Genomic DNA, 22,678 nt, shown 5'->3' on the forward strand with positions numbered 1-22,678 from the left:
CTGCCTGACGGCCAGTTAGGGAACCTTACCCTTGTCGTTTTTGCCCAGAACCAGAAAACTGGCAATTCGGGCATGGCCCAGTTGCCAGTGCCCATCCGCTGACGCGCCTTCACTCGATGCCGCAACAGTGCGGAAACGGAGCCCAAGACGATGGATGAAACCCGAACCGACCTTGGTGAATTGGGCGATGCTGCAGCAGTTGCCAAACTGATAACGGTAACTGGGCTCTGTCTGGCAGACATCGGGTGTGGGCCGGCGCTGGCGTCCCGTGAGCTGGTAGGGCATGGCGCGCAGGTCGTCGGCATTGAGCCCGACCCGATACAAGCCGAGAAGAACCGCCACGCCGTTGCCGTGCCGGGATTGTCCTTTCACGAAGGGCGCGCTGAACACCTACCGCTTGCCGATGGCTCCATGGACGGCGTCCTGTTCTTTCGCTCGCTGCATCATGTGCCGATTGAGCAGATGGATGCGGCACTTGAAGAAGCGGTTCGGGTCCTCAAACCGGATACCGGGTGTCTTTGCATCGTGGAGCCGGGAATGACCGGCAGCCACTTCGCGGTCATGCGACCGTTCCATGACGAGACGCTGGTCCGGACCGAAGCACAAGAAGCGCTCGCCCGCTTCTCCGGGAAATGGTTCCGACACGAGGCGCTCTACCAATACGTCCAGTACCCAAAGTACGCTGCATTTGATAATATGGTCACGCGGGTGACCGGCCAGACATTCAACAGCATCTCACGCGACATGGTCGAAACCGATGCGGTGCGTGCATTGTTCGAGGCGGGCCGGTCGAACGAGGGTGACTACGTTTTCGATCAGCCCATGCTGCTCAATCTTTACGGGGGCCGTATTTGAAATCCTGTAACCAAGCACATTTCACCATACCGTCCCATTCGGAAAAGGAACTAGCATCATGAAGGGCTTTGTCGATAACATCGAGCAGTTGACGGAAGACAACAACGACTTTCGCCGCGTGCTCTATACCGGACACAACCTGCAACTCGTCCTCATGGCGATCCAGCCTGGGGATGAGATCGGCGAAGAAGTCCATGACGACCGCGACCAGTTTTTCCGCATCGAAGGCGGTACGGGAGAAATCTGGATCGATGGCGTCTGTAATACAGTTAAGGCGGACGATGGCATCATCGTACCCCAAGGTGCCCGTCACAATGTGATCAGCACAGGCTCTGAGCCTTTGCGTCTCTACACCATTTATGGTCCGCCCGAACATATCGATGGTACGGTTCACGCGACATGCGCCGCGGCAGCGTCTGCCCATGAGCACTTTGACGGGAAGACCACTGAGTAACCCAAAGCATCAGCCAAGCATCTGGCCGGCGCAAAATCAGGCTGAATTCAAATGACGAATGGCGACCTTCGCAGGATCCTGGACGAAGCCCTCGAAGACGAGCGCAAGGCAGAGGCAACTTACGCTGCAGTTCTCGCAAAGTTCGGCGAAGTTCGGCCATTCAGCAACATCATCGATGCCGAACGGCGTCATTCCTCGGCCATAGAACGCCAGATGGCCCGTCTCGGTTTCCCTATCCCACCCAACAACTGGGAAGGGCGCGCGCCAATTCCCGCATCACTGGCTGAAGCCTGCCGCGACGCCGTACAGGCCGAAGTCGAGAATATAGCGCTCTATGACCGCCTCTTGCCAACAATTGCCGACGGTACGGTCCGGCAAGTCCTCGAAAACTTGCAGGCCGCATCGCGCGACAACCATCTGCCTGCGTTCAGGCGCTGTCTTGCCCACGAAGACGGGAAGGGCGGTGGCGGATTCCGTCGATCAGGGCGGGGACGTTGTATCGCCGGTGACTAGGCGGGGAAACCCGGAAGCTACCAGTGCTTCTGGAACGCCTGCTCGCTTAGCGAAAATCAATCGGTACGGTGAAATGCAGCTGGCTTGATGCGAGCCCGGATGGTGGTGCCGGAAATGCGCCCGACTGACGAATGACGCGCAGAGCAATCCGGTCCAAGTTGAAATTGCCGCTGGACCGAACAATGTCGAGAGCAAGCACCGCTCCATCCCGGTCCAGTTGGAACCTGACAGTCACAGTTCCCCTGGTCTGAACCCCGCGAGGCTTGTGCGCTGCAATATGCCGCCAGATGATAGCTTGATAGTCGCGCAACACGTCATCTGCTGCCTCCACATGTGACGCGGCCGCGGGCGGCTGCGTCAACTCTACTGCCGCCTCGGCCGGTTTGACCGGCGCGGATGTGGCAGTAGGCGGCAGGGGCGCGGACAGGGTATTGCTGGGTGCAGCCAGTTGCTGGACGGACGCCTTGGTCAGGATAGGCGCGGCGACCTGCGCCTTCCTGGGCGACGGTGGTTCGGAGCGTGGAGGCGGCAAGGAAATCACGGTCAGGTGATGGACTGGCTTTTGATCGCTACCCTGCTTGGTTATTGTCAAATGCATCAGGCCGGCAAAGACAAGTATATGCAGTGTGATCGTGGCCAGTAACGCCGTGATCCGGGCACCGGTAGACGCCGGACCGGCGCGCGTTGCAAAGCGCGTACCGTCCGACAACTCCCGATGCCCGAAGCCCAAAATCATCAGAAGCTGGCGCTTATGCCGAAATTGACCGAGCGACCACGGCCCGGAACAGCCCTGCGCACCCCGTTCGCCTTGTAATCTCCCAGCGAGATCCCGCCCAACGGCAAGTCATATCCTGTGTCGAACAAGTTTTCCGCGTCAACGCTAACCCGAACGATGCCCAGATCATAGGCAAACCGAAGGTTGACCAGCGCATAGTCATTAGTCCGCGGTTCGTTGCGGGTTAGGTCGACGCGAGTCTTTTCCGCCACCCATTCGGCCTCAAGGCTAGCTTCGAGCTTGCCTTGCCGGTGCTGGATGCCCAGTTTCACATCGAGCGGCATCTGGTGATAGAGCGCGCGCCCGCCACTCAGGTTCTGCCCATGGACATAGGTCAGCGATCCGGTGAGATCAGTGCCATTGGCGTTTTCACCCCGCCCCAACGCAACCCGGCCGGACAGGTCAACCCCGTAGAACTCAGCCTTCTGGTTGGCGAACTGCAACTGGACCCAGGGCGTGGGCATGCCCATCATTGTGGTCAGGTTCCTGACGAAGGTGGCATCAATGTAGTCGTTGACGTGGGTGTAGTAAGGCGCAATCCGCAGCGACCAGGCGTCATCGGCGCCCTTGAATTCCGCTGCGGCGCTAACCGTATCGGCTCGTTCTGGCTTGAGGTTCAGATTGCCGACATAGCCGTTGCCATCGCCGTACCACCCGATCATCCGGCTCGACATCGCCCCCCTGCCCCAACTGAAGCGCTCATAGAGGTTGGGTGAGCGGGTCTTATGGGCATAGCCCAGCTCTATCGCGACCCCATCGGCCGGCGCATAGCTCACCAGAGCCGAGGCATTCCAGTTGTTGTCCCTCCGTGCATGACTGGCAGCGTTGAAGGCTGCGGCTGCCATCGCGTCGTCCATATTCATCATGCTGGTGGAATAAGGTTGAACGATGCCCGCGTTCATCGACACGCGGTCGAGACGCACACCGACCACGCTGGACAAACGGTCGCTCCAATGTGCCTCCCATTCGGCGAAGGCTCCAAGACGATTGCGATGCGCCGCATTGATGTTCACGAAGGTGTTCGGCCCCATCATCATGTTGCCGGTAACCGGCGGCCAGTAATCATTGAGCCACTGGTGATGGTACTCGCCGCCGACGCGCAGCGTGTCGCGCGGTGATACCGGCAAGTCGAGCTTCAACGCAGTACTGAAGGTATGCACTTCGGTGACCATCGGCATGGACCCGGGCAGTTTGTCTTCGAGGAAATTCATCTCGTGATCAGTGTCGCGGTAATCGGCCGTGAACTTCACTGACCCCCAGTCGAACTCGCCATCATAGCCGGCATTGAGGAACCAGGACTTGTTCGATACCATGTCCATCGCCTGATTGGGGAAGCCTTCATAGGGCGAGAAGTGATAGCCTCCCTTCAGGCGGAACAAGCCAACTTGGCTTTGCAAGGCGAGCGCGAGCGCATGATCGGTCTTGGCGTATTCGCTTGAACGCACGAGGCCGCGATTGCTGCCGCCCTGATACTGATCCGCCTGAGTGTAGGACCCGGTATAAGTTGCGCTCAGCCGCTCATTGGCGAGCGTCAGCTGAGCCGAACCCCCGAAACCATTGCCGTTAGTGCGATAGAAGGCCGAGGCTTCGCCCGTCGCAAGGCCTCCGGGGCCGATGGCAAAGCGGGGCGCGGCGCTTTCGACAGCGATCACACCTCCGATGTTGTCCCCGCCCATGCTTACGGGTGCCACCCCAGGCACCACCTTGATCGACTGGATCAACTGGGGGTTGGTGTAGGACAGCGGCGAATTCATGTCGTTGGGACAAGCCATGTCGATGGGATGGCCATCGACCGTTATGTTGAGGCGCTGCTCGGAAAGTCCGCGTATGGCAGGCATCGATGAAAAGCCGCCGCCGGCGTTCGCGCTCACCCCGGGAAGCTGCCGCAACAGGTCAGCTGTGTCGCTGGTCGAATTTTGTCGGCGGCGCAGGTCGTCACGCGTGAGTTCGCGCCCCGTGACAGGCGCCGTCACAATGGCATCCGCTCCCTTGTCCGAATCCACCTCGACCGGGGGCAGCTGGGTGGCGTCTTGGGCATGGGCTGTGACGGGCAAGATTGATGACGAGAGGGCCAGGAATGCGCGGAACGCGCTGATGGGAGTTGTCATGATTTTCCTTTCTCGATGAATGACGAATTCGAAAATTGAGCGGATCAGCCGATCAGGCGTTTGAGTTTCTCAAGCGCGGTCGCGTCTGATTCCTGGGTGTCGATTGTCCCTGCGAACGCGCCCTTGGCGGTCATCAGGTAGATCGCAGCGGTATGGTCGATCGTGTAGTCGCCGCCCGGCTGCGGCACTTTGGCCGAGTAGACGCCATAGCCCTTCTTGATCTGCTCAAGCTGGGCGTCGGTCCCGGTAAGGCCAATGATCGGCGTGCCGAACAGCGCAACGTAGTTGCCAAGGTCGGCCGGTTTGTCGTGGCCGGGATCGACCGAGACGAAGACGATGCTGAACTTCATGCCGTCCGGCCCGAGTTGCTTTCTCAGCCGCGCCATGCGGGCAAGGCTGGTCGGGCAGACATCCGGGCAGCGAGTGAAGCCGAAGAAGATCGCGTAAGGCTTTCCCGCCAACGTCTTCTCCGTAACGGTCGAGCCGTCCGGAGCAGTCAGGCTGAACGGCCCGCCGAAGGCGTTTGTGTAGCCGCTGGCAGGCTCTCCGGCACCCGTCCCTCCGCGCGTGAGGGTGGCTGCGGCAAGCACTCCCAGAACAAGAAGCACGACAAGCCAGAGAATCCAGCGCGGTGAACCATTGTCAGCGGTTTCGGCGGGCTCGAATGGTTCGGGATCAGTGGCTTGCATGGCCGCCCTCCATCGGACCGGTCGAGCCGACTGGTTGCACAGCGAATTGCACGGTGACGTTGCCTGCGCGCTGGAAGCGAAGCGTCACCGGAATGCGTTCGCCCTGCCGGAGTTGCCGCCTCAGACCCATGAACATGAGGTGATAGCCGCCGGACTTCAGTTCGACCGAACCCTTGGCCGGGACGGCAATGCCATCGGTGACTTGCCGCATGCGCATAACGCCGCCGTCCATCGTCATGGTGTGAAGCTGGACCTCTGCGGCGACTGGACTTGTGCCGGAAAGGAGGCGGTCATCACGAGTGCCGCTGTTGGCGATGGTCAGGAAGCCGCCGCCAACGGCCTGTCCGACCGCGGTTTCCCGCGACCAGGGGTGCTGGATGGAAAGCACGCCAGAGCGGTAGCCGTGGGCCGCGGCTGCGCTTGCCATCAGAGTGACTACGGCGCCAAGCGCCAGCGCCTTGGGAGAAATGCTCATCATATTGGAAACTCCGTCTCGGCGGAGCAGGCAGAGACCACCTGTGCCGCAAATTGGTGGGTTGGTTCGATCAGGCCGAGGCCAAACGCCGCGTCGGTGCCCCGGGCAAACATGCATAGGGAGATCAGCAGCCAGGTACGGCGGCGGAAGTGCTGCAACCGCCGGTGGCGCTCATCGGAAACGAAAAAGATGCCCATTGTTCAGCACCCCCGCGTCTGCGCGAGGGCTGCAGCCACCAGCGGCGCAACGGCGCGGCGTTCATCGAGGCTGAGGCAACGCCCGAACTCGATCGAGACGTCCCGCCCTCGCAGGAACAGGCGCAGATCGGATGGACTGCGGCCTTCGGCTGCAAGCCTCATCCAGAAGGCCGGAAGTTCGATCTGCTGCCCTGCGCTGTCACGATGCCGGACCCTGCCTTCGGCAAGTTCGAGCGTCTCGCTGGCTGGCCGGGACTTGCCATGCCGTTCGAGTGCGAACGTCAGGCCTGCCATCGCCAGGATCGAGAATGCAGGGACCAGCCAGTGGCCATGCAAGGCTGGCCCGATACTGGTCACGATGAACAGCAAAGCGATGACGCTGAAACATACCCGCGCTTCCTGCGTCAGGTGTGAGCTGTTCTCCTGCATATGCAGGATGAGGGGCTCCGAAGCGCCCCGGTCGGGCACCGCAACCAGCTTTTCAGGCTGGGGTGCCCAGGGCCGTTCGGATGAACGGCACAGTAATTCGTACATGGAAATGTGCTCCGGCTAGGCCGGTGCACGCGCAAAATGGGCGCAGGACCGGCCGGTCCGACAAATCGGTTCAGATTGTCAGAGGAGCGCCGGCGGTCCGCGCAGTGGCGGCCGGAGGTAGAAGAAGGGACTGGGAAGAGCGCCGCGCACTGGCACAAAGCCAAGTGCAAGGATGAAAGCCAGCGCGAGGCCGAGAAGCGCCTGATCTGCACCCGATACCGAGGCCATCGAGAGCGTTGAGAACGGGCAATCACCCTTTCCTTGCTTACTGCTCGAGTCGCTAGGCTCACCCTTCATCGGAATGACGAGTTGCTTGGTGAGCGAGTGCCCAAATCCATCGCTACAGATTTGGACGGTCAGGACCTTGGAGTTCTGGGCTATCATGAAGCCAGACGGCACCACTACCTTCATGCAGAGCGAAGCCATGACCAGCACGAAGGCCATGACCCGGTGTCGCATAAAGAAGGTGCGCAAGCGGTTCATATCGGCTGCCCCTAATAGACTCGCGCGACCTTGTCACCATTGCAATGTTGGCGGGACACACGAATGCAGCACATACAACGACAGATTTACACCGGCTCCAATTGATCTAACCTGCCTTCATGTCGATCTTTTCAACCTGGCGAGCGGGTTTCGAGATTGAGGTAATCCTTGGTGACCTCGATGACCCGGTTTTTGAGCGAGAATTGCGCGAACACGGTCCGATGGACCAAGCCTCTCCGAAATTTTGTCAGGCTGTCGCCCGTGCTCTGCGCAAGGAAACTGGGCGCTCTTGGACCGCGCCCACAACTTCCTCGCCCCGAACCGGCTTCTTCGTCGTCCCGGAGTACGGCCTCGATCCGTTAAACTGGCCAAAGGATCGGCTTGCTGGCGTCGAACTGCTGACTCCTCCGCTACCGCTCGAAGAAGCTGAACTGGTTCGTTGCGAGATCATTGATGCGATCGACACGATCGACGGAGATTTCAATTTCGTTTCGAATGATTGTGCAGAGGAATGTGGCTGGCACATCAACATCGATGCCGGAACGAGTCTGCGTCTTGATCCGAACAAGTTTATTGTCGGTGTGGATGAACTTCTTTTGCTTGCTAGAAATAATCGGCTATTCTCAACCTATACCGGCATCCAACGCCATGCGGTAGGTATCCCTCTCTTGCGACACTTCGGTCAAGATCCGAATGCGGCGTTCCTTCAGGGCTCGGCACTTTCCAACTTTCTCGACCGTTGCGCCGGCCGAGACAAAGGCTACGCAGCCAACTTTGCCAAACTCGCCAATGGATATGTCGAACTTCGGCACTTTAGTGCCCAAACCTTCTTCAATGGGCGCCCGCTCGAACAGGAACTCGAACGCATTCCAAGCGCGTTTGAAGTCTGGTTCAGTCAGGAGGATCAGCTGGACGAAGCCTTTCTCCGCAAATTCAGACTTCTCGCCGCTTGGCTTGATCGCAATCGCCAGGCGATCTCGTGGGATCTTGGGGGTGGGGTCGTCGCCGCAACTGGGCAAGTCCTGTTCGGTGACCAACCAATCGGACAACTAACATTAAATGGTTTAACCAAACTCGAGCTGTACGGACGCCGAGAGTACGAAATCATTGCGGCAATTAGAGATATCCAACTCCCTGACGTACCTGAAGCAATTGCCCTCCTTGCGCTCGACCTCGCTGAATTGAGAAATCTCGGCATTCGTGAACGCGTAAGCGCAAACAAGGACTTTCAAAGCACAGTCGTTCAGCTCGCAAAGCGTCTGAAAACAATGCCTAACCTCGCCAGTGAACGACAATTAGTGACTCTTGCAGCCGCACAACGGCAACGAGAAGAATTTTACGACAATTCCATTGTTCAGGCCAAAAACTGAATGCCACAACATTATTCGACTTCAATCAAACGAAGCGCATTGGCCTGAGCTATCGCTCGTCTCACGCCTTCAGGTGACCACAACAAGCCACCGCGCGGCGTCGGTTCGCGCAAATCTCGCGACAACCATGTTGCTATATCACGCAGCGAGGACTCCGGATGGGTCTTAATCCGGTCGGCGACAAGCCTTGCCACGCGCGTATCGAGTGGCAAGCGCGGCGCCGCCTCGAGAATTTTAGGATCGGCATATCCTGCACGAACCAGTGCCCGACACGCCTTGACCAGCGTCCGTTCGCTGAATGATCGGGTGGGCGGGGTGATTGCGCAGATCTGACGCAAAACGATACCCCACGGCAAATGCGGTCGCAGGCGTTCGACCGTTGGCAACCAGCGCTGTCGACCGTCCAGCAGTCGGCTGAGGTAGCGTTCGTTTTGACTGTGGCGGATCTCGGCAATTGCCGCCGGATCACGCGCGAGCATCTTTGGATTGCCGGGTTTGGCCCCCCGCGCGACGGCAGCTCTTAGACCTGCGCGCGTGCGCTCCCGAATCAACGACCGCTCGAATTCAGCAAACGCACCGAGCATCTGCGTCATCAACATACCCTGCGGACTGGATGTATCGATCGGGTCATTGATAGAGCGGAAAAATGCACCCTTTGCGCGGATGGTTTCGACGATCTGCAGCAAGTGCGAAAGCGAGCGCGCCAAACGGTCGATCCGCACGACCAGAAGGGTATCGCCCTTCTCTACCCTTTCGAGTGCCCTCGCAAGGTTAGGTCGCTCCTTGCTGGCACCGCTTGCCTTGTCTTCGAAAATCACCGTACATCCTTGCGTGCGCAGCGCATCCTGCTGTGCAGCGGTGTCCTGTTCATCGGTCGATACCCGAGCGTATCCAACTATGGTCATTTGTCACAAATCATATAACGGGAGCATCCGAACGGTTGCTCCCGGTAGATATAATGTTCGAGCAGTTATGGCCAGAGGCAACTATCCACGCAAATCTGCGCGTTTCCGGCCGTCCACCTCCCGTCGCTCGCGACAAATCCGGCCTCATTTCACTGTCCGTGAAGAGCCATTATCGGACAGTGAATGCATCGTACAAGCCGAGTATACTTTTTTGGCCAATAGTATATTTTGTGGTCGATGCATCACACTCCTCCCCCGTGGCAACTGGCCCTCGCACGGATCGAGGGAGCGCTGCCGTTCCTATCCGCCGAGGTCGCCGACGGCCTGGCGCGGATGTCACTGCGCCGGCTATGGCGCGTCCATGTCCGCGACTTTCCTCAAGAAAACCAAGGCCCCCAGCACAATCCGGGGCTTGAGGCGGCCGAACTGACCCGCTCGTGGTATGCGGCCGAACGGCAGGACTTCCTGTCCTGGATCGGCCGGCGCGCGCCCCCTCCCCTCGCCCGCGCCGCCCGGCTCACCCTCGCCGCCAAGGACGCGCGAGAGAGCTTCTCGGGAACATTTGCGGCCGCCGACCGGGCGCTGGAACGGCTTGATGCCCTGCTCCCGGCGCGCGAGCCCCTGGCAGCCCTCACCGAATGGCTCCGCCAGCTGCGCGAGGACGAGATCGACTTTCTCGAGGGCGGCAGCGAGGAGGTGCTGATCGAGGGCCGCGTGTTCCAGCGGTTCGCCGCGCGCGGGAGTGCCTGGGCCGCCGCGCTGGCCGCAGCCATGCGCCCGCAGCTGTTTGCCCTGGGCGCGGCGCCGCTGGCGCTCGCCGGGCTCGCCCCGCGCAGCGTGTTCCGCGCCGAACCCGAACGCCCCCTCCCCGTCCTGCTGGCGGGCGCGATCGTCGCGGCGGCGGGTGACGTAGGAGCGGACCTCGCCGCTGTCACGGCCATGGTTGCGCGCGGGGAAGATCGCCTCGCGGGTCTCTACGCCTCGTCGCAGGCGCCGGCGATGTGGCAACTGATTGGCGGGCTGGGTCCCCTCACCCGCGCCGAACTGGCCCGCGCGCTCGGCGTGACCCGCCGCACCGCCTCACAAGCCGCCCAGGCGCTCGACAAGGCCGGTCTGGCCGCCTTGCGCCCCGGAGACCATGCGCTGGTCCCCAAACGCCCCAGAATGGCCTCCTGAGGGCTTCCCGCAGCTAGGACGAGACTTCGCGGTACGCCACCCCGATCCGCTTGGGCGCGGACGCCCGGCGGCGCAGCAGTTGGCGGGCAAAGCGCGACGCCTCGTCCTCGCTCGCAAACGAGACCGCCCCCCCTGCCCGCGCGAACCGATCCGCCCCAGGCGATTTGTGACGCGACTGACGGACCCGATGACGCCCCCCCCCAAAGGTCAGGACGTCAGGATAGCCTCGATGGCCTTCAAGACTTCAGTTGCCGAAGCGCCGCTACGCGCAGGCACCTTGAAGGTATATCCGCTTCTTGCAGAATGGGCATAGCGCAAGATCACTTTGCCAACGGCACCCTTCACTTCGACCTCGCCGCCAGCAGGCTTTGCAGGAGCGACAGTTGCCCGAATAAGGCGCTTTGCGACTTCCGGAGCGGGCAAAGCCGTTCCCAGATCGTCGCGCTCGGCAACAATTGCCCTGCTTTCTGCGACCATCAAGTCCAGAGTGCGCTTCTCTGAAGTGAGTGGCTTAATGTCTCTTGCGATGCGGACGGTGATGCCATGCGTGTCGGGAAAGGCATTCACTATCTCGGCTGGCAACCGCGCCACATCGAGCAGGCGGCTGAGCCATGAGCGCGAAATCTTCAGATGCTCTGCCATTTCACTCTGGTTGGAATCGTAGAACTCCTCCAGCGCCCGTGAATACTCCTTCGCCCGCTCCCAATCTGAGATATCTTTGCGCGACCGGTTCTCGATGTCCGAAACCCTGAACGCTTCCTCGTCGGAAACGTTTTGGATCGTGACGAGGTATTCATATTCCGGATGATGATGCTCGCGGAGCCATTGAACGGTCCACCATCGCCTTACGCCCGCGATAATTTCGAAGTCGTAGTCTGGGTCATCCTTGAGGCGGCGCACGATCGCGGGAATGCGCTGCTTCTTAGCGGAGAGGAATGCATCAATGAGATCGCGGCAACTCTCTTCGTTCAAGTGATCAAGATCGCGGTTGTGCAGACGCCAGGGACGACAGCGAGCCGGGTCGACCCACTCGGTGCGATCCGTGACGACTTTACCGGCGGCAATTCTTGCAAGGCTCTGGCTACGGCTCGCCATAATGCTTTCCGATGGCGCAGGGCTGCCGACGTCGATCTCGTCGTCGAGCCCCTCTGTCAAACTGCTGCCGAAGCCCCGGTTACCCTTTGCCATCGCCTACTCCAAACCTTTCAAATCACTTTTGTCGGCTGCTTGTTGCCACGTGGCAACAAGCCCTATCCGCGCCTCGATTTCACCCTGATTCTTGGTACGTTGCCAAGTGGCAACATCCCTCATTCAGCCAACAAAATCTCGCCCCATCGCACCAATCGAATTTCTCAAAAAATGGCATTAGTTATTGTATTTTAACTGTATTATCCCGTTGTTGCCACGTGGCAACGGCCCTAGACCGCCTCCCCTGCCCTGCTCGCCCAGGACCGAATGACATCCGCCTCGATTTCTCTGCAAACGTCGCTCAAATACTTCATGCACCGGTTGTGAACCTCGTGGGACGTCACCGGTCGATCAAGTTCAAAGACTGTCTTCATGCGCGAGCTGGCATTGTCGATTTCTGCGCTGGTCTTGAGGACAGAAGTCGCCATCGAACCCCCGAAGACCTGCCGCATCATCGAGAGAATTTCGCGGTGCATGGACTTGCTTTCATCCACCCTGCTGCCAACGAGGCGGATAAAGTTGTAGGCAGGCTTCACCCGCTTCGCGAGCTGCTCGAGCTGCTTCATCGTTGTACGCGCCATGTCGATAAACGACACGGTCGATGCGAAGTCGATGACGCTCGGCGGCACAGGAATTACCATCGCATTAGCCGCCTGCAGCACTGCCATCGAAACCATGCCAAGTGCCGGAGGCGGATCCATGATGACGATGTCGTAGTCATCGACGACCGTATCGATGGCTTCGGCAATCAGGTCGATGATGTCGAAGTTCTGATTTTGTGCCAAGTAGCCCGCGATCTCGTATTCTAGATTATAGAGCTTGAGATTGGCGGGGATCAGGTCGAGCCCGAAAAAGTGCGTCTTCCGGATGATCGAGCGAACGCCCAACAGTTCAGGATTATGGAAGTGTCCGTAGAGGGTATCATCCTCGGTCAAATCGACATCCGGCCGATAGCCAAACATCATTGTCGAGCTGGCCTGGCTGTCGCAGTCGATAAACAAAACCCTGTAGCCGTGAATCGCAAAGTGCTGTGCGAGATGCAGGGCCACGGTCGACTTACCGACGCCCCCTTTGAAGTTCGAGACGGAGATGACCGCCGGGGTGTCCGTCGGAGCGCGCCACGGGCGAGTGCCAAATACGGCACGCATATGATCCAGTTCTTCCAATGAGTACTGGACCCGGTGGCCAGAAGCGGTTCGGTCGCGCTGAGGAAGACGACCATCTCGCTCAGCTTCGCGAATTGCAGATGCTGTTCGCCCGACAAGGGAGGCTGCTTTCGAAATGGAATACGACGGGCCAACCTTTTGCCCGGTCTCCGGATCGAGCGCACCGTCACGAATACGCTTCAGGATGGTGAGGGCCTTGCGGTGTAGATTGCCAAGGCCGTCTTCCAAGAGTTCATCGGGTTGTGCGTCGAGCGCTGCGTCGGTAGCCATGATCACCGCTTTGTGAGATTGAGGGCGCCAATTAGCACTCTTGGCAGTTTTGAGCAAACTTCGGCCACCAACCTTACAAATTGACCGATGATCTCCGTGCCCTTTTGCGAATCAGGAGTCGACCCGATGCCGCACGTAGTGGTTCAGACCGATGATGTCGGGTCCAGGGAAGGGGGCCAGCGGGCGACATTCCGATAGTCAGCTGGGCGCCCCGATGGCCGAATTGATCGCGCTGTGGACAACCACCGATGATCTCGGTGCAAGCCGATGAATTCAGTGCGTTTCCCCGATGATCTCGGTTCCCTTTGGACCGATGATCTCGGAGCCCAAACCTACTAAAGGAATCTCCTAGAAAAACCGATTCGCGAATCGCTTTTTTCAAAATTGAGATTGGATTTGGTTTCGCCCTGCCAAACCGCTCCGAGATCATCGGCCAACTTGGAGGTTTTAGGCCCGGAATCCCGTCGAAACTGCCAATGGCCTTGCTTTCGAAGCTCAAACCTGTTGTTTAACGACCAACCCGAGGCTCCAATGAGTCGGGAAGGGACGGTTCAATGAGCGGAGACACACTGCGTCCAATCGGACATCAATACGCCCTAGCAATGCTAGGCGGCGGTGAAGAGCGGGTCCGCTCCCTAGCGCAGTCTGCCGGCACTCAGCTCACGATGGATGCCTTCCTACGTGTCCAGGACGAAGAACCCGTTCCGGCATTTCTGCATTCCGCATTGTGCGCCATGTCGCTTCCGACCAAGCGTCCGAAGGACGATACTCTACCGATTCTTCGCGAAGACGGAAAATATGCACTAGCCATCAACCCACGACCAGTTCTCCAGACGGTCGACGGTAAGCCCGTACTACGAAGCGTTGGTGTGCCCTATGGAGCTTATCCACGCGTTGCGCTGATCTATCTGCTTTCGCAGGCCGTCACCAAGCGATCGCGAGACGTGTACTTGGGCCGTAATTTCACGGAATGGATGCGCCGACTTGGCTACCAGACCGTCTCTTATGGCCCACGGGGAACTGCCAATCTGATGCGCGAGCAAGTCGACCGACTGCTTGCGTGTGAATGGCAAATTCGTTGGGAAGGCAACGACGCCGGCGACAACGCATTCGCCGTACGAGACGTAAAGATTTCAAACGAATACGCAGGATCTCTGGAAAAAAATGGCGCGTTTGCCCGCGAAATTCGGATGTCCGAGGCGTTCTATAGTCACCTTATCGACCACGCCGTTCCGTTGAACGAGATTGCAATCCGTGAGCTCAAGGGCACGCCCACAGCTCTCGATCTCTATACCTACCTTGCGTATAGACTTCCGCGCATCAGCAGCGATCGAGGCCAGGTAATATCTTGGGACCAGTTGGCCAAGCACTTGGGGAACGACGCCGATAGCAAGCGCTTCCGCCAGACCGTGCGCGAAACAATGCAATTGGTCTCCGCTGTCTACCCGAACGCTGACGTCGATTTCAGCGGCAGGAAGGTAGTGCTCCGGCCTTCGCCGGCACCTTTAGAGCGGAAGCTCGTTGGCCCGCACTTGCGGTTGCTGGGCGCTCCGGCCCCGGAAACCGCACCGAGATCATCGGTCGCCAAAGCTCCTCGGTCGACTGTTCGGGACATCAAGATCTCCGAGCCCGTATTCCCTTTCCCAGCGGGCAGCCTGACCTATGGCGAAAGGGAAACTAAGTTCCGAGCAATCGGGCTTGAGAAGGGTAAGCCCTGGTGCGTCGACACCATGGCGAACGCATTCCGCACCGGCTTTCCCGGTATTAAACAAGAGAGGACCGATGCGGAGTGGCTGAGAGTCTGGGAATCCTTTGTCATTCGTTATGCCGAGCGACGCGCAAATTCGGATGCCGGCTGACCGATGATTTCCGAGCACTTCGGTTAGGCTGAAGCGCAGGACGAGGGGGAGGGGAGTAGGGTCGAACTGGGCAGTCATGCCCATCGTCAACAACCAACCCAGTCCGGACCTACGCAGCCTTGTTCGGCGCATCGGGGGCAATTGGTCCGGTAATACCGCGATGTGTCGGTGCCCTTGCCATGCCGACAGAACCCCATCTCTGTCCATCCGCCAAGGTGATCGAGCCATTCTCGTAACATGCCACGCAGGTTGCGACAGCCGAGACGTACTCAAAGCTCTTCGACGCATCGCAGACCTGCCGACCGTCGATGCCTCCAGCGTGACGCCCAACTTCCAGCGGAGCACTGGAATTCACCTCGCAATCTGGCAAGCCGGTCGACCGATCGAAGGGACTTTGGCGGAGCGATATGTGCGAGGGGTGCGCCAGATCTGGGCACCACTCGAAGACCTGCGCTTTCACCCCCGGTGTCCACGAGGGCAGGGGAAGCTTGCGAGCTTCGAGCCGGCACTCCTCGTTGCGATGCGCAAGGCGGGCGCGATCGCCGCGATCCAGCGGATTTTCCTCGATCCGTCGACAGCGGACTACACCGAGAAGCGCGTCCTCGGCCAGGCTATCGGCGCCGCATGGACCAACGGCCTGCCAGGCAAGACCATCGGCATCTGCGAGGGGTTCGAGACTGCGGCAGCCTATACATCGCTCACCGGTATCCAGGCTTGGGCGATGATGGGTGCCAAACGCTTTCACCAGGTCGACATCCCGGTCTCAGTCGAAACCGTGATCCTGCTGGCCGACAACGACGCCGAGGGCAGGCGCGCGCGCGAACGCGCAGCCGAATCGTACCGCCGACCCGGCCTTGCAATCGAGACCGAATGGCCGCCGGGCCGCATGAACGACTGGGCGCAGCTCCTCAAGCGGTGAGGGGAGGGGGGCTGGAGCGGGCGTGCCGCTGATCGGCACGAGCTCAGGAGTTCTCCGCATGACCATGACGATTCCGCGCGCCAGCGCCATTCTCGGCGCTGCGCGCACACTTGCCGCCAAGCTGCTGCTCGCTGTTCCGATCGACCGCGCTGCTTTGAGCCAGGCCATGACCGAGAGTGCTGGTGGCAATGACGCCGCAGGCGCCTGGCAGCAGCGCGACAGTTTCGAAGCGCTGGAAGTAGCTCTCTCCCTAGTCATTCCCGAGCTTGTCGGCCGCATGGACGTCGGCGCGGCGATCAGCACGCTCGAGGCGCTCTCGCGCGAACTGCCAACCCACACGGTACGCAGCGAGGAGCAAATTCAATTCCAGCAGTTCTCGACTCCCCCGGCGCTGGCCCGTCTGGCCGTTCATCTGGCGCGGCTTTCCTGCGATGACGTGCTTCTGGAACCAAGCGCAGGCACCGGGATCATCGCTTCGCTTGCCAAGGGCGCGGTCAAGGATCTGATCCTCAACGAACTTGAGCCAACCCGTGCCGACCTGCTTGAGGCTGTGTTTCCGGGAAAGAAGGTCTACCACCATGACGGCGCGAAGCTCAGCGCTATGCTCTCCGGAACCGCGCGGCCGAGCGTTGTTCTGATGAACCCGCCGTTCTCGGTGTCGCATTCGCGCGGGGAAGATCAGAATACCGCGGCCAGGCATTTGCGGGCTGCGCTCGACCATCTACTGCCGGGTGGCCGGATCGTTGCGATCATGCCGGACTGGTTCTCGCCCTCCGCCAGGTACGAAGAAACCTTCCGACGCACCCTTGAAGGAGCCCGGGTCGTCCTGTCGCTCCGTCTGAATAAGGGCGGCTATGCCAAGCACGGCACGGGTATCGCCGTTCGCGTGCTGGTGATCGACAAGGTGCCAGGCGAGATCGGCGTATCCACGATCAATCGCGGTGCGGTCGGCGAACTCTTCGCCGCGTTACCGCCCGTGCCACTCCGGGCAACGTTGCGCGACCCGACGCAGGCGGCAGCGCCCCGACCAAAGCTCAGCCTCTTCCGCTCGGTGAAGACCGGTCCAGCCCGGCCCGTGATCGTGCGAGCTCCCCAGACCAACGACGTCCGCCCCGTCGCCTACGAAGTGCTGGATGAACCTGCCGCGATGGGCGAGCAGCGCGGGGTCTATGCCGACTACCGGCCTTCACGCGTGGTGATCGCGGAAGCTGGCGAACATCCGACCCACCTCGTCGAATCTGCCGCCATGGCGTCGATTGCGGCGCCGAAGCCCAACTATGTGCCCTCTCTGCCCGAACGCACCGTGACGGCAAGGCTGCTTTCGGCCGCCCAGCTCGAAACCGTGATCTATGCGGGCGAGGCCTGGAGCCGCGATCTCCATGGTCGCTTCAGCCATCCTGCTGGCGAGGTTGCGCTCAAGGAGGATCCTGAGGGCAAGCTCTACCGCACCGGGTTCTTCCTTGGCGACGGCACCGGGGCAGGGAAGGGGCGGCAGGCAGCGGCCTGCATTCTCGACCAGTGGCTCAAGGGCAATCGACGCCACATCTGGATATCGAAGAATGCGCCGCTGCTCGAAGACGCGCAGCGGGACTGGACCGCGATCGGCGGATTGCCGTCGGACATTCTCGATCTTGCCCGCTGGAAGATCGGTGAGGAGATCACCGCGCCCGAGGGCATCCTGTTCGTGCCCTACGGCACACTCAGAAGCTCGCGTGTCGAAGATACCCGGCTCGACCAGATCGTCCGCTGGGCCGGGGAGGACTACGAAGGCGTGATCGTCTTTGACGAGGCCCACGAAATGGGCGGCGTCGCGGGCGGGGAAGGGGCACTTGGCCAGAAGCAGGGCTCGCTTCAGGGCATCGCCGGCGTTTTGCTCCAGAACACGCTGCCCCGCGCACGGGTGTTATACGCTTCGGCCACCGGCGCTTCGGACGTCAACAACCTCGCCTATGCGGTCCGGCTTGGACTGTGGGGGCCGGGCACGGCGTTCGCAACCCGCGAGCAGTTCATCAGCGAAATCCGCGACGGCGGCATTGCCGCGATGGAACTGGTGGCCCGCGATCTCAAGGCCTCCGGGCTCTACCTCGCCCGGGCACTCAGCTTCGCAGGTGTAGAGTACGATATTCTGCGCCACGACCTGACTTCAGAGCAGATCGCGGTCTACGACACCTATTGTGAGGCCTGGACGATCATTCACCAGAACCTTGAAGCGGCGCTCGAGCTCACCGGGATTGTCGACGGCCTCGAGAACAAGACGCTCAACAGTGGTGCCAAGGCGGCGGCCCGCAGCCGGTTCGAGGGAACCAAGCAGCGCTTCTTCGGACAGGTGCTGCTCTCGCTGAAGCTGCCATCGATCTATCCCGCGATCGACGAGCACCTGGGCGAGGGCGACAGCGTGGTGGTCCAACTGGTGAGCACGGCGGAATCCATCCTCAACCGGCGGCTCGATGAACTGGAACCGGCTGAGCGTGAGGCCCTCGACATAGCCTATGACTGTAAGGAGTACGTCGTCGACTATCTGACTCGGGCTTTCCCGACCCGGCAGATGGAGGAATACAAGGACGAGCTTGGCGATGTGCGCTCGCGTCCGATGTGGGACGACGCGGGTAACCCGGTCCATAACCCGCAGGCCGAGGCCGCGCGCGCCGACCTGATCGAGCATATCTGCGCCATGCCGCCGATCCCGACCGCGCTCGATGCCCTGCTCGAGCACTACGGTGTGACGGCCGTCGCCGAGGTTACCGGGCGTAGCAAACGCCTCGTCCGTGACGGATCGGGACAGCAGCGCCTCGAAAGCCGTTCACCCCGGACCAACCTTGCGGAGACGACCGCGTTCATGACCGGAACCAAGCGTATCCTGGTCTTCTCCGATGCAGGTGGCACAGGCCGCAGCTATCACGCGAGCCTTGATGCCAGGAACCAGCAGCGCCGGGTCCATTTCCTGCTCGAGCCCGGATGGCGCGCTGATCGCGCAATCCAGGGGTTGGGGCGCACGCACCGCACCCACCAGGCATGTCCGCCGCTGTTTCGTCCGGTCACAACCGACTGCAAAGGCGAGGCCAGGTTCACCAGCACGATCGCCCGGCGCCTCGATGCTTTGGGTGCACTGACCCGCGGCCAGCGCCAGACCGGCGGGCAGGGGATGTTCGATGCTTCCGACAACCTTGAGAGTATCTACGCCAAGCACGCGCTGCACGACTGGTACGGCCTGCTCTCGACCGGAAAGCTCAAGAGCACGACTTTGTCCGAGTTCCAGCGGATGAGCGGGCTTGAGCTCACCGATCATGACGGCGTGCTCCGCGAGGACCTGCCGCCGATCCAGCGCTGGCTCAACCGTATCCTTGCCATGAAGATCGCTGTCCAGAACGCCATCTTCGACGAGTTCCTGACTCTTGTCGAAACCCGCGTCTCGGCCGCCAAGGAAGCCGGTACCTTCGATATCGGGGTCGAGACCGTGGCGGTCGAGGCCTGCGAGGTAATGTCCGACACGGTGATCCGGACCGATCCCGTGACCGGCGCGACCTCGCACCTCCTCGAGTTGTCGCTAACCCAGCGGCGTAAGGTCCTCTCGCTCGAGCGAGTGCTCAAACTGGCATCCTATGAGGAACTGCCGCTGTTCCTGCGCAATGACAAGTCGGGCAAAGTCGCGCTCGGCATCGCGGCGCCCTCGCACATGGACGAGGAGGGCCACATGATCCGCCGCTACGAACTCGTGCGGCCATTGCGCAGCGAGTACCTCCGCGCCGACCGGCTCGACGAGTCCGCCTGGGAGCCCGTCACCAAGGCCAGGTTCAACGCGCTGTGGGAGGAGGAATATGCAGCCGACGAGAGCCAACTTGTCACCGAGACCGTCTATCTCGCAACCGGGCTGCTCCTCCCGATCTGGGGCGCGCTTCCCAAGGAGGACCTCACGGTCAACCGCATCGTCGACAAGTCCGGCGCTTCCTGGCTCGGCCGGCATGTTCACGACTTATTCGTCGATGCGACCCTCGAGAAACTCGGGGTTGCCCGCAAGGCGCAGACCGATTCCGTCAAGATTGCCGCCGCCATCCTTGGCGGGGGCACCTGGAAGGCGCCGCATCCCCTCAATTTCACGATCCGCACAGCCCGCGTGAACGGTTCCCGAAGGATCGAGATCGTCGACGCTGAAGCCGCGCGCATTCCCGAGCTCAAGGCCAAGGGCTGCTTCACCGAGATTATCGCCTACAAGACGCGCGTGTTCGTGCCACTGGACGGCGCCGAGGCGATCATCGCCAGCATTTCCGGGCGGGACTGACCCCCCGTGCTCATTTAACATCACTGCTGTTAGATGGGCGCGGCGATGTTAGGCGCGCTCAATCCGCGTCGATCAGCAGATGGTAGCGCGTCGACTTGAGGGTTCCGGTCTGGCCTAGCGCGCCCATCGCCACCAGCTCCTGCAGGTCACGCGTTGCGGTCGCGCGCGAGGTGTCAGCAATGGTGACGTAGTTTGCCGCGCTGAGCCCACCCTTGAAGCCATCGAGGCCCTCGCGCAGCATGCGGACGATCACCTTTTCCTGGCGCGGATTGAGGCGCCTGCGAAACTTGTCGTGGAACCGCGTCTTGGCGAGCAGGAAATCGATGAGAGCCAGGCTGTGTGCCTGCGCCTCCAGCACCGTCTCGGCAAAATAGACGAGCCAGTCGGAGACCTCGTTGCCCTTGTTGGCGGCTTCGAGCGCATCGTAATAGGCGGAGCGCCTACGCTGGATCGTCTGCGACAGGGCGATGAGACTGGGCTGCCCGATTGCCTGCGACAGCGCCTTCTCCGAGATGGCCCGACCAATGCGGCCATTGCCATCCTCGAAAGGATGGATGCTGACGAAGTAGAGATGGGCGAGACCCGACCGGGTGAGGGCGGGCAGGGGTGCTGTGCCGGCAGGACCGCTCGCGGCGAACCATTCCAGGAACCGGGCCATCTCATCCGCCATCGCGCTCGACGGCGGAGCTTCGAAGTGAACGGTCGGCTTGTGCAGCACGCCCGAAACCACCTGCATCGCATCCTCGTGTTCGCGGTAGCGACCGACCGCCTCGACGTCGCTGCGCCCGCTCAGCACCAACCGGTGCCAGTGCGACAGAACGTCCTCGGTGAGCGGATCGGCAAAGCCGCGGTAGAGGTCGATCATCATTTCCGCGATTCCGCGCTCGGCGGGCGGAATGCGGCGCTTCTCGGTCTCAAGCCCGAACTCGCGGCGCAGCGATACCTGGACGCTGTCGCGGTTGAGCAACTCGCCCTCGATCTGCGAGGTCTTGATAGCTTCGTCGGTCATCACGTCGAGAACGACGCTCGTGCGGTCCTCTTCGCCCAAGTGCTTCACCACGCCGATTATGACGCCCGACTGCTGCAGGAAACGTGCCTCGAGCGCGGCGAGCGCATCGCCGTTCCAGCGAAAATTGGGCCAGTCCGGCTGCTGCCAGTTCCACTTCATGCGGCATTGATCCTGCGTTTATGCCTCACCCAATGCCCTATCGTGAGGCACAAATCCACAATTTATGCCTCAAGAGGCTTTGATCGCGTGGGGCTGCAAGCGATTTGGGACCGGTCGTGACGCCCGGTACGTCCTGACACTGTGAGGGCAGGGGGGCTGGCATGTCGGATGATCCTGAACGGCCCCTTCGGAATCCGGAAATGATATAAGTTGTCGTTCCCGATGCCAGCCGACCGAGTCAGCTACCGACCATCACAAGTCGCTCAGATCAGCCACCCCGAACGTCCGACCATGACAGAAGCTGCCGCCAAACGCCGCGAAGCGAATCGTCGGGAAGGCGATTTAACAACAGTCGCTCTAGTCTCTAGCAAAGATACCTGAAATCAGCCGTTTACCAATGCCTTTACGTGAAGATCGCCCTCTGGGCGACTACTGCTCCACGTTCAGATTGGTGGTGGCGGGTACGACCCCGGCTTCCCGCCGCAGTAGCGTGCGAACCGCCCGGCTCGCCGGCTCGAATGCCGCTTCGTAGGTCATGGCGTGCCAGTCGATGTTGGCGCGCGCGCCGAGTCGATCCTGGTGCAGCAGGTCACGGAGGGCGAGCGTCCGGACGACGTCGCCGTCCAAGCCGTGCTCGCCGTCCGGGTCGTAAACCGTGCACAGCGCCGCCCGCCAAGCATCACGCTCGATCCTCATCGCGTTGCCGCCGTCATGGTTGTTCTGATTGAGCCAGTGTCCCGAACCCAGGCCCTCTAGCACCGAGAACGCGGTCAGGCCGAACTCCATGATGAGATTTTGGAAGTATGGTTCGAACAGCACGGACGGTTGGTTGTGGGCGCGGTGCGCGTGCGGATCGATAAGCGCGGCCTTGAGCTCGAGGCCGACCAGCAGGTGCTTCAGGTTGGAGTTGAGCCGGTGCCGGACGTCCGCATGGAGCCCGACCGGGATGTTACGGCTGAGCCACACGGTCCATTCGTTGGCGGTCGACAGGTGGACGTAGCCGTCGGGGCGTTCGTCGGATTGCGTGATGAAAAACATTGGCGGGCTCCCGGCCGTGGGTCGAGAATGAGCTGGCCTTCCAATCTGAGCACTCGCCTCACTCATGGAAAGGACTTAGTCTACTCCACGGCGAGGGCGCTGACCATGATCGGCAACAGCCTGCGCATCCGGCACTCGGAAGTGACGCAGGAGATGATCTACCGACCAGAGCAGCTGGACTGGCTGTTCGTCCGCAGTTTCAGCTTCATGCGCCTTCTCCTCCTTGCCTCCGGACGGAGCGCTTGAGCATCTAAAGAGGG

At 60.9% G+C, this 22,678-nt stretch carries 21 protein-coding genes; 9 read left to right on the plus strand and 12 right to left on the minus strand.

Translation table 11 applies throughout. The features are described 5' to 3' along the window. The first annotated feature begins 150 nt into the window (after window positions 1-150). Genes HGI47_RS14415 through HGI47_RS14425 form a run of 3 tightly spaced genes read left to right on the plus strand, consistent with a single transcriptional unit; the run spans window position 151 to window position 1,822 of the window. A complete protein-coding gene (locus HGI47_RS14415) occupies window positions 151-855 on the plus strand; it encodes a class I SAM-dependent methyltransferase (RefSeq protein ID WP_168853475.1) in 705 nt (234 codons plus the stop codon). 58 nt (window positions 856-913) lie between these two features. Next, complete coding sequence (locus HGI47_RS14420; protein WP_168853476.1) at window positions 914-1,309, plus strand: cupin domain-containing protein; 396 nt, start codon at window positions 914-916, stop codon at window positions 1,307-1,309. 51 nt (window positions 1,310-1,360) lie between these two features. After that, the gene (locus HGI47_RS14425; RefSeq protein ID WP_168853477.1) at window positions 1,361-1,822 is read left to right on the plus strand and encodes a DUF2202 domain-containing protein; all 462 of its coding nucleotides are present in this window, start codon (window positions 1,361-1,363) and stop codon (window positions 1,820-1,822) included. A 46-nt stretch (window positions 1,823-1,868) separates the two neighbouring features. On the opposite strand, the gene HGI47_RS14430 is transcribed toward HGI47_RS14425, so the two are convergent. The 7 genes from HGI47_RS14430 to HGI47_RS14460 all read right to left on the minus strand — a co-directional run bounded on the left by HGI47_RS14430 (window position 1,869) and on the right by HGI47_RS14460 (window position 7,083). Continuing rightward, entirely contained in the window at window positions 1,869-2,558 is a 690-nt protein-coding gene (locus HGI47_RS14430; RefSeq protein WP_168853478.1) for an energy transducer TonB, read from the minus strand. Beyond that, window positions 2,558-4,705, minus strand: a complete 2,148-nt coding sequence (locus tag HGI47_RS14435; protein WP_168853479.1) for a TonB-dependent siderophore receptor — start codon at window positions 4,703-4,705, stop codon at window positions 2,558-2,560. Before HGI47_RS14435 ends, HGI47_RS14430 begins: the two co-directional genes overlap by 1 nt. Before the next feature lie 44 nt (window positions 4,706-4,749). Next, window positions 4,750-5,394 carry an SCO family protein gene (locus HGI47_RS14440; protein ID WP_168853480.1) on the minus strand — a complete coding sequence of 215 codons (645 nt, stop codon included), beginning with the start codon at window positions 5,392-5,394 and terminating at the stop codon, window positions 4,750-4,752. Then, a complete protein-coding gene (locus HGI47_RS14445) occupies window positions 5,381-5,869 on the minus strand; it encodes a copper chaperone PCu(A)C (protein WP_168853481.1) in 489 nt (162 codons plus the stop codon). Before HGI47_RS14445 ends, HGI47_RS14440 begins: the two co-directional genes overlap by 14 nt. Continuing rightward, entirely contained in the window at window positions 5,869-6,066 is a 198-nt protein-coding gene (locus HGI47_RS14450; protein WP_168853482.1) for a hypothetical protein, read from the minus strand. Before HGI47_RS14450 ends, HGI47_RS14445 begins: the two co-directional genes overlap by 1 nt. 3 nt (window positions 6,067-6,069) lie before the next feature. Continuing rightward, window positions 6,070-6,600, minus strand: a complete 531-nt coding sequence (locus tag HGI47_RS14455; RefSeq protein WP_168853483.1) for a DUF2244 domain-containing protein — start codon at window positions 6,598-6,600, stop codon at window positions 6,070-6,072. A gap of 78 nt (window positions 6,601-6,678) precedes the next feature. Then, window positions 6,679-7,083: a DUF2946 family protein gene (locus HGI47_RS14460; RefSeq protein ID WP_168853484.1), complete on the minus strand. Its 405-nt coding sequence runs from the start codon at window positions 7,081-7,083 to the stop codon at window positions 6,679-6,681. Window positions 7,084-7,202: 119 nt separating this feature from the next. Here HGI47_RS14460 and HGI47_RS14465 point away from each other — a divergent pair, with 119 nt between their 5' ends. Next, a complete protein-coding gene (locus HGI47_RS14465; protein WP_168853485.1) occupies window positions 7,203-8,453 on the plus strand; it encodes a hypothetical protein in 1,251 nt (416 codons plus the stop codon). Between the two features lie 11 nt (window positions 8,454-8,464). Here the strand turns inward: HGI47_RS14465 and HGI47_RS14470 are convergent, their stop codons facing one another. After that, window positions 8,465-9,358 (minus strand): recombinase family protein, encoded by an 894-nt coding sequence (locus tag HGI47_RS14470; protein WP_168853486.1) that lies wholly within the window; start codon window positions 9,356-9,358, stop codon window positions 8,465-8,467. Between the two features lie 237 nt (window positions 9,359-9,595). Here HGI47_RS14470 and HGI47_RS14475 point away from each other — a divergent pair, with 237 nt between their 5' ends. Further along, window positions 9,596-10,534, plus strand: a complete 939-nt coding sequence (locus tag HGI47_RS14475) for a MarR family transcriptional regulator (protein WP_168853487.1) — start codon at window positions 9,596-9,598, stop codon at window positions 10,532-10,534. A gap of 207 nt (window positions 10,535-10,741) precedes the next feature. On the opposite strand, the gene HGI47_RS14480 is transcribed toward HGI47_RS14475, so the two are convergent. Together HGI47_RS14480 and HGI47_RS14485 are read right to left on the minus strand one after the other, a co-directional pair. Further along, window positions 10,742-11,722, minus strand: a complete 981-nt coding sequence (locus tag HGI47_RS14480) for a ParB/RepB/Spo0J family partition protein (protein ID WP_168853488.1) — start codon at window positions 11,720-11,722, stop codon at window positions 10,742-10,744. A 230-nt stretch (window positions 11,723-11,952) separates the two neighbouring features. Beyond that, window positions 11,953-13,158, minus strand: coding sequence for an AAA family ATPase (locus HGI47_RS14485; RefSeq protein WP_147161232.1), 1,206 nt, complete (start codon window positions 13,156-13,158; stop codon window positions 11,953-11,955). 554 nt (window positions 13,159-13,712) lie between these two features. Here HGI47_RS14485 and HGI47_RS14490 point away from each other — a divergent pair. The 3 genes from HGI47_RS14490 (at window position 13,713) to HGI47_RS14500 (ending at window position 20,212) form a co-directional block, all read left to right on the plus strand. Next, window positions 13,713-15,017 carry a replication protein RepA gene (locus HGI47_RS14490; RefSeq protein WP_168853489.1) on the plus strand — a complete coding sequence of 435 codons (1,305 nt, stop codon included), beginning with the start codon at window positions 13,713-13,715 and terminating at the stop codon, window positions 15,015-15,017. Between the two features lie 520 nt (window positions 15,018-15,537). Continuing rightward, window positions 15,538-15,936 carry a toprim domain-containing protein gene (locus HGI47_RS22690; RefSeq protein WP_240950202.1) on the plus strand — a complete coding sequence of 133 codons (399 nt, stop codon included), beginning with the start codon at window positions 15,538-15,540 and terminating at the stop codon, window positions 15,934-15,936. Window positions 15,937-15,994: 58 nt separating this feature from the next. Beyond that, a complete protein-coding gene (locus tag HGI47_RS14500; RefSeq protein ID WP_168853491.1) occupies window positions 15,995-20,212 on the plus strand; it encodes a strawberry notch family protein in 4,218 nt (1,405 codons plus the stop codon). Between the two features lie 58 nt (window positions 20,213-20,270). Here HGI47_RS14500 and HGI47_RS14505 read toward each other — a convergent pair whose 3' ends face one another. Continuing rightward, entirely contained in the window at window positions 20,271-21,380 is a 1,110-nt protein-coding gene (locus HGI47_RS14505; RefSeq protein ID WP_168853492.1) for a Fic family protein, read from the minus strand. Between the two features lie 429 nt (window positions 21,381-21,809). Next, the gene (locus HGI47_RS14510) at window positions 21,810-22,418 is read right to left on the minus strand and encodes a hypothetical protein (protein WP_168853493.1); all 609 of its coding nucleotides are present in this window, start codon (window positions 22,416-22,418) and stop codon (window positions 21,810-21,812) included. Window positions 22,419-22,523: 105 nt separating this feature from the next. Here HGI47_RS14510 and HGI47_RS14515 point away from each other — a divergent pair, with 105 nt between their 5' ends. Next, the gene (locus HGI47_RS14515) at window positions 22,524-22,664 is read left to right on the plus strand and encodes a hypothetical protein (protein WP_168853494.1); all 141 of its coding nucleotides are present in this window, start codon (window positions 22,524-22,526) and stop codon (window positions 22,662-22,664) included. Window positions 22,665-22,678: the final 14 nt, after the last annotated feature.

This window comes from Novosphingobium sp. ERN07 (genome assembly GCF_012641335.1).
GTDB lineage: Bacteria > Pseudomonadota > Alphaproteobacteria > Sphingomonadales > Sphingomonadaceae > Novosphingobium.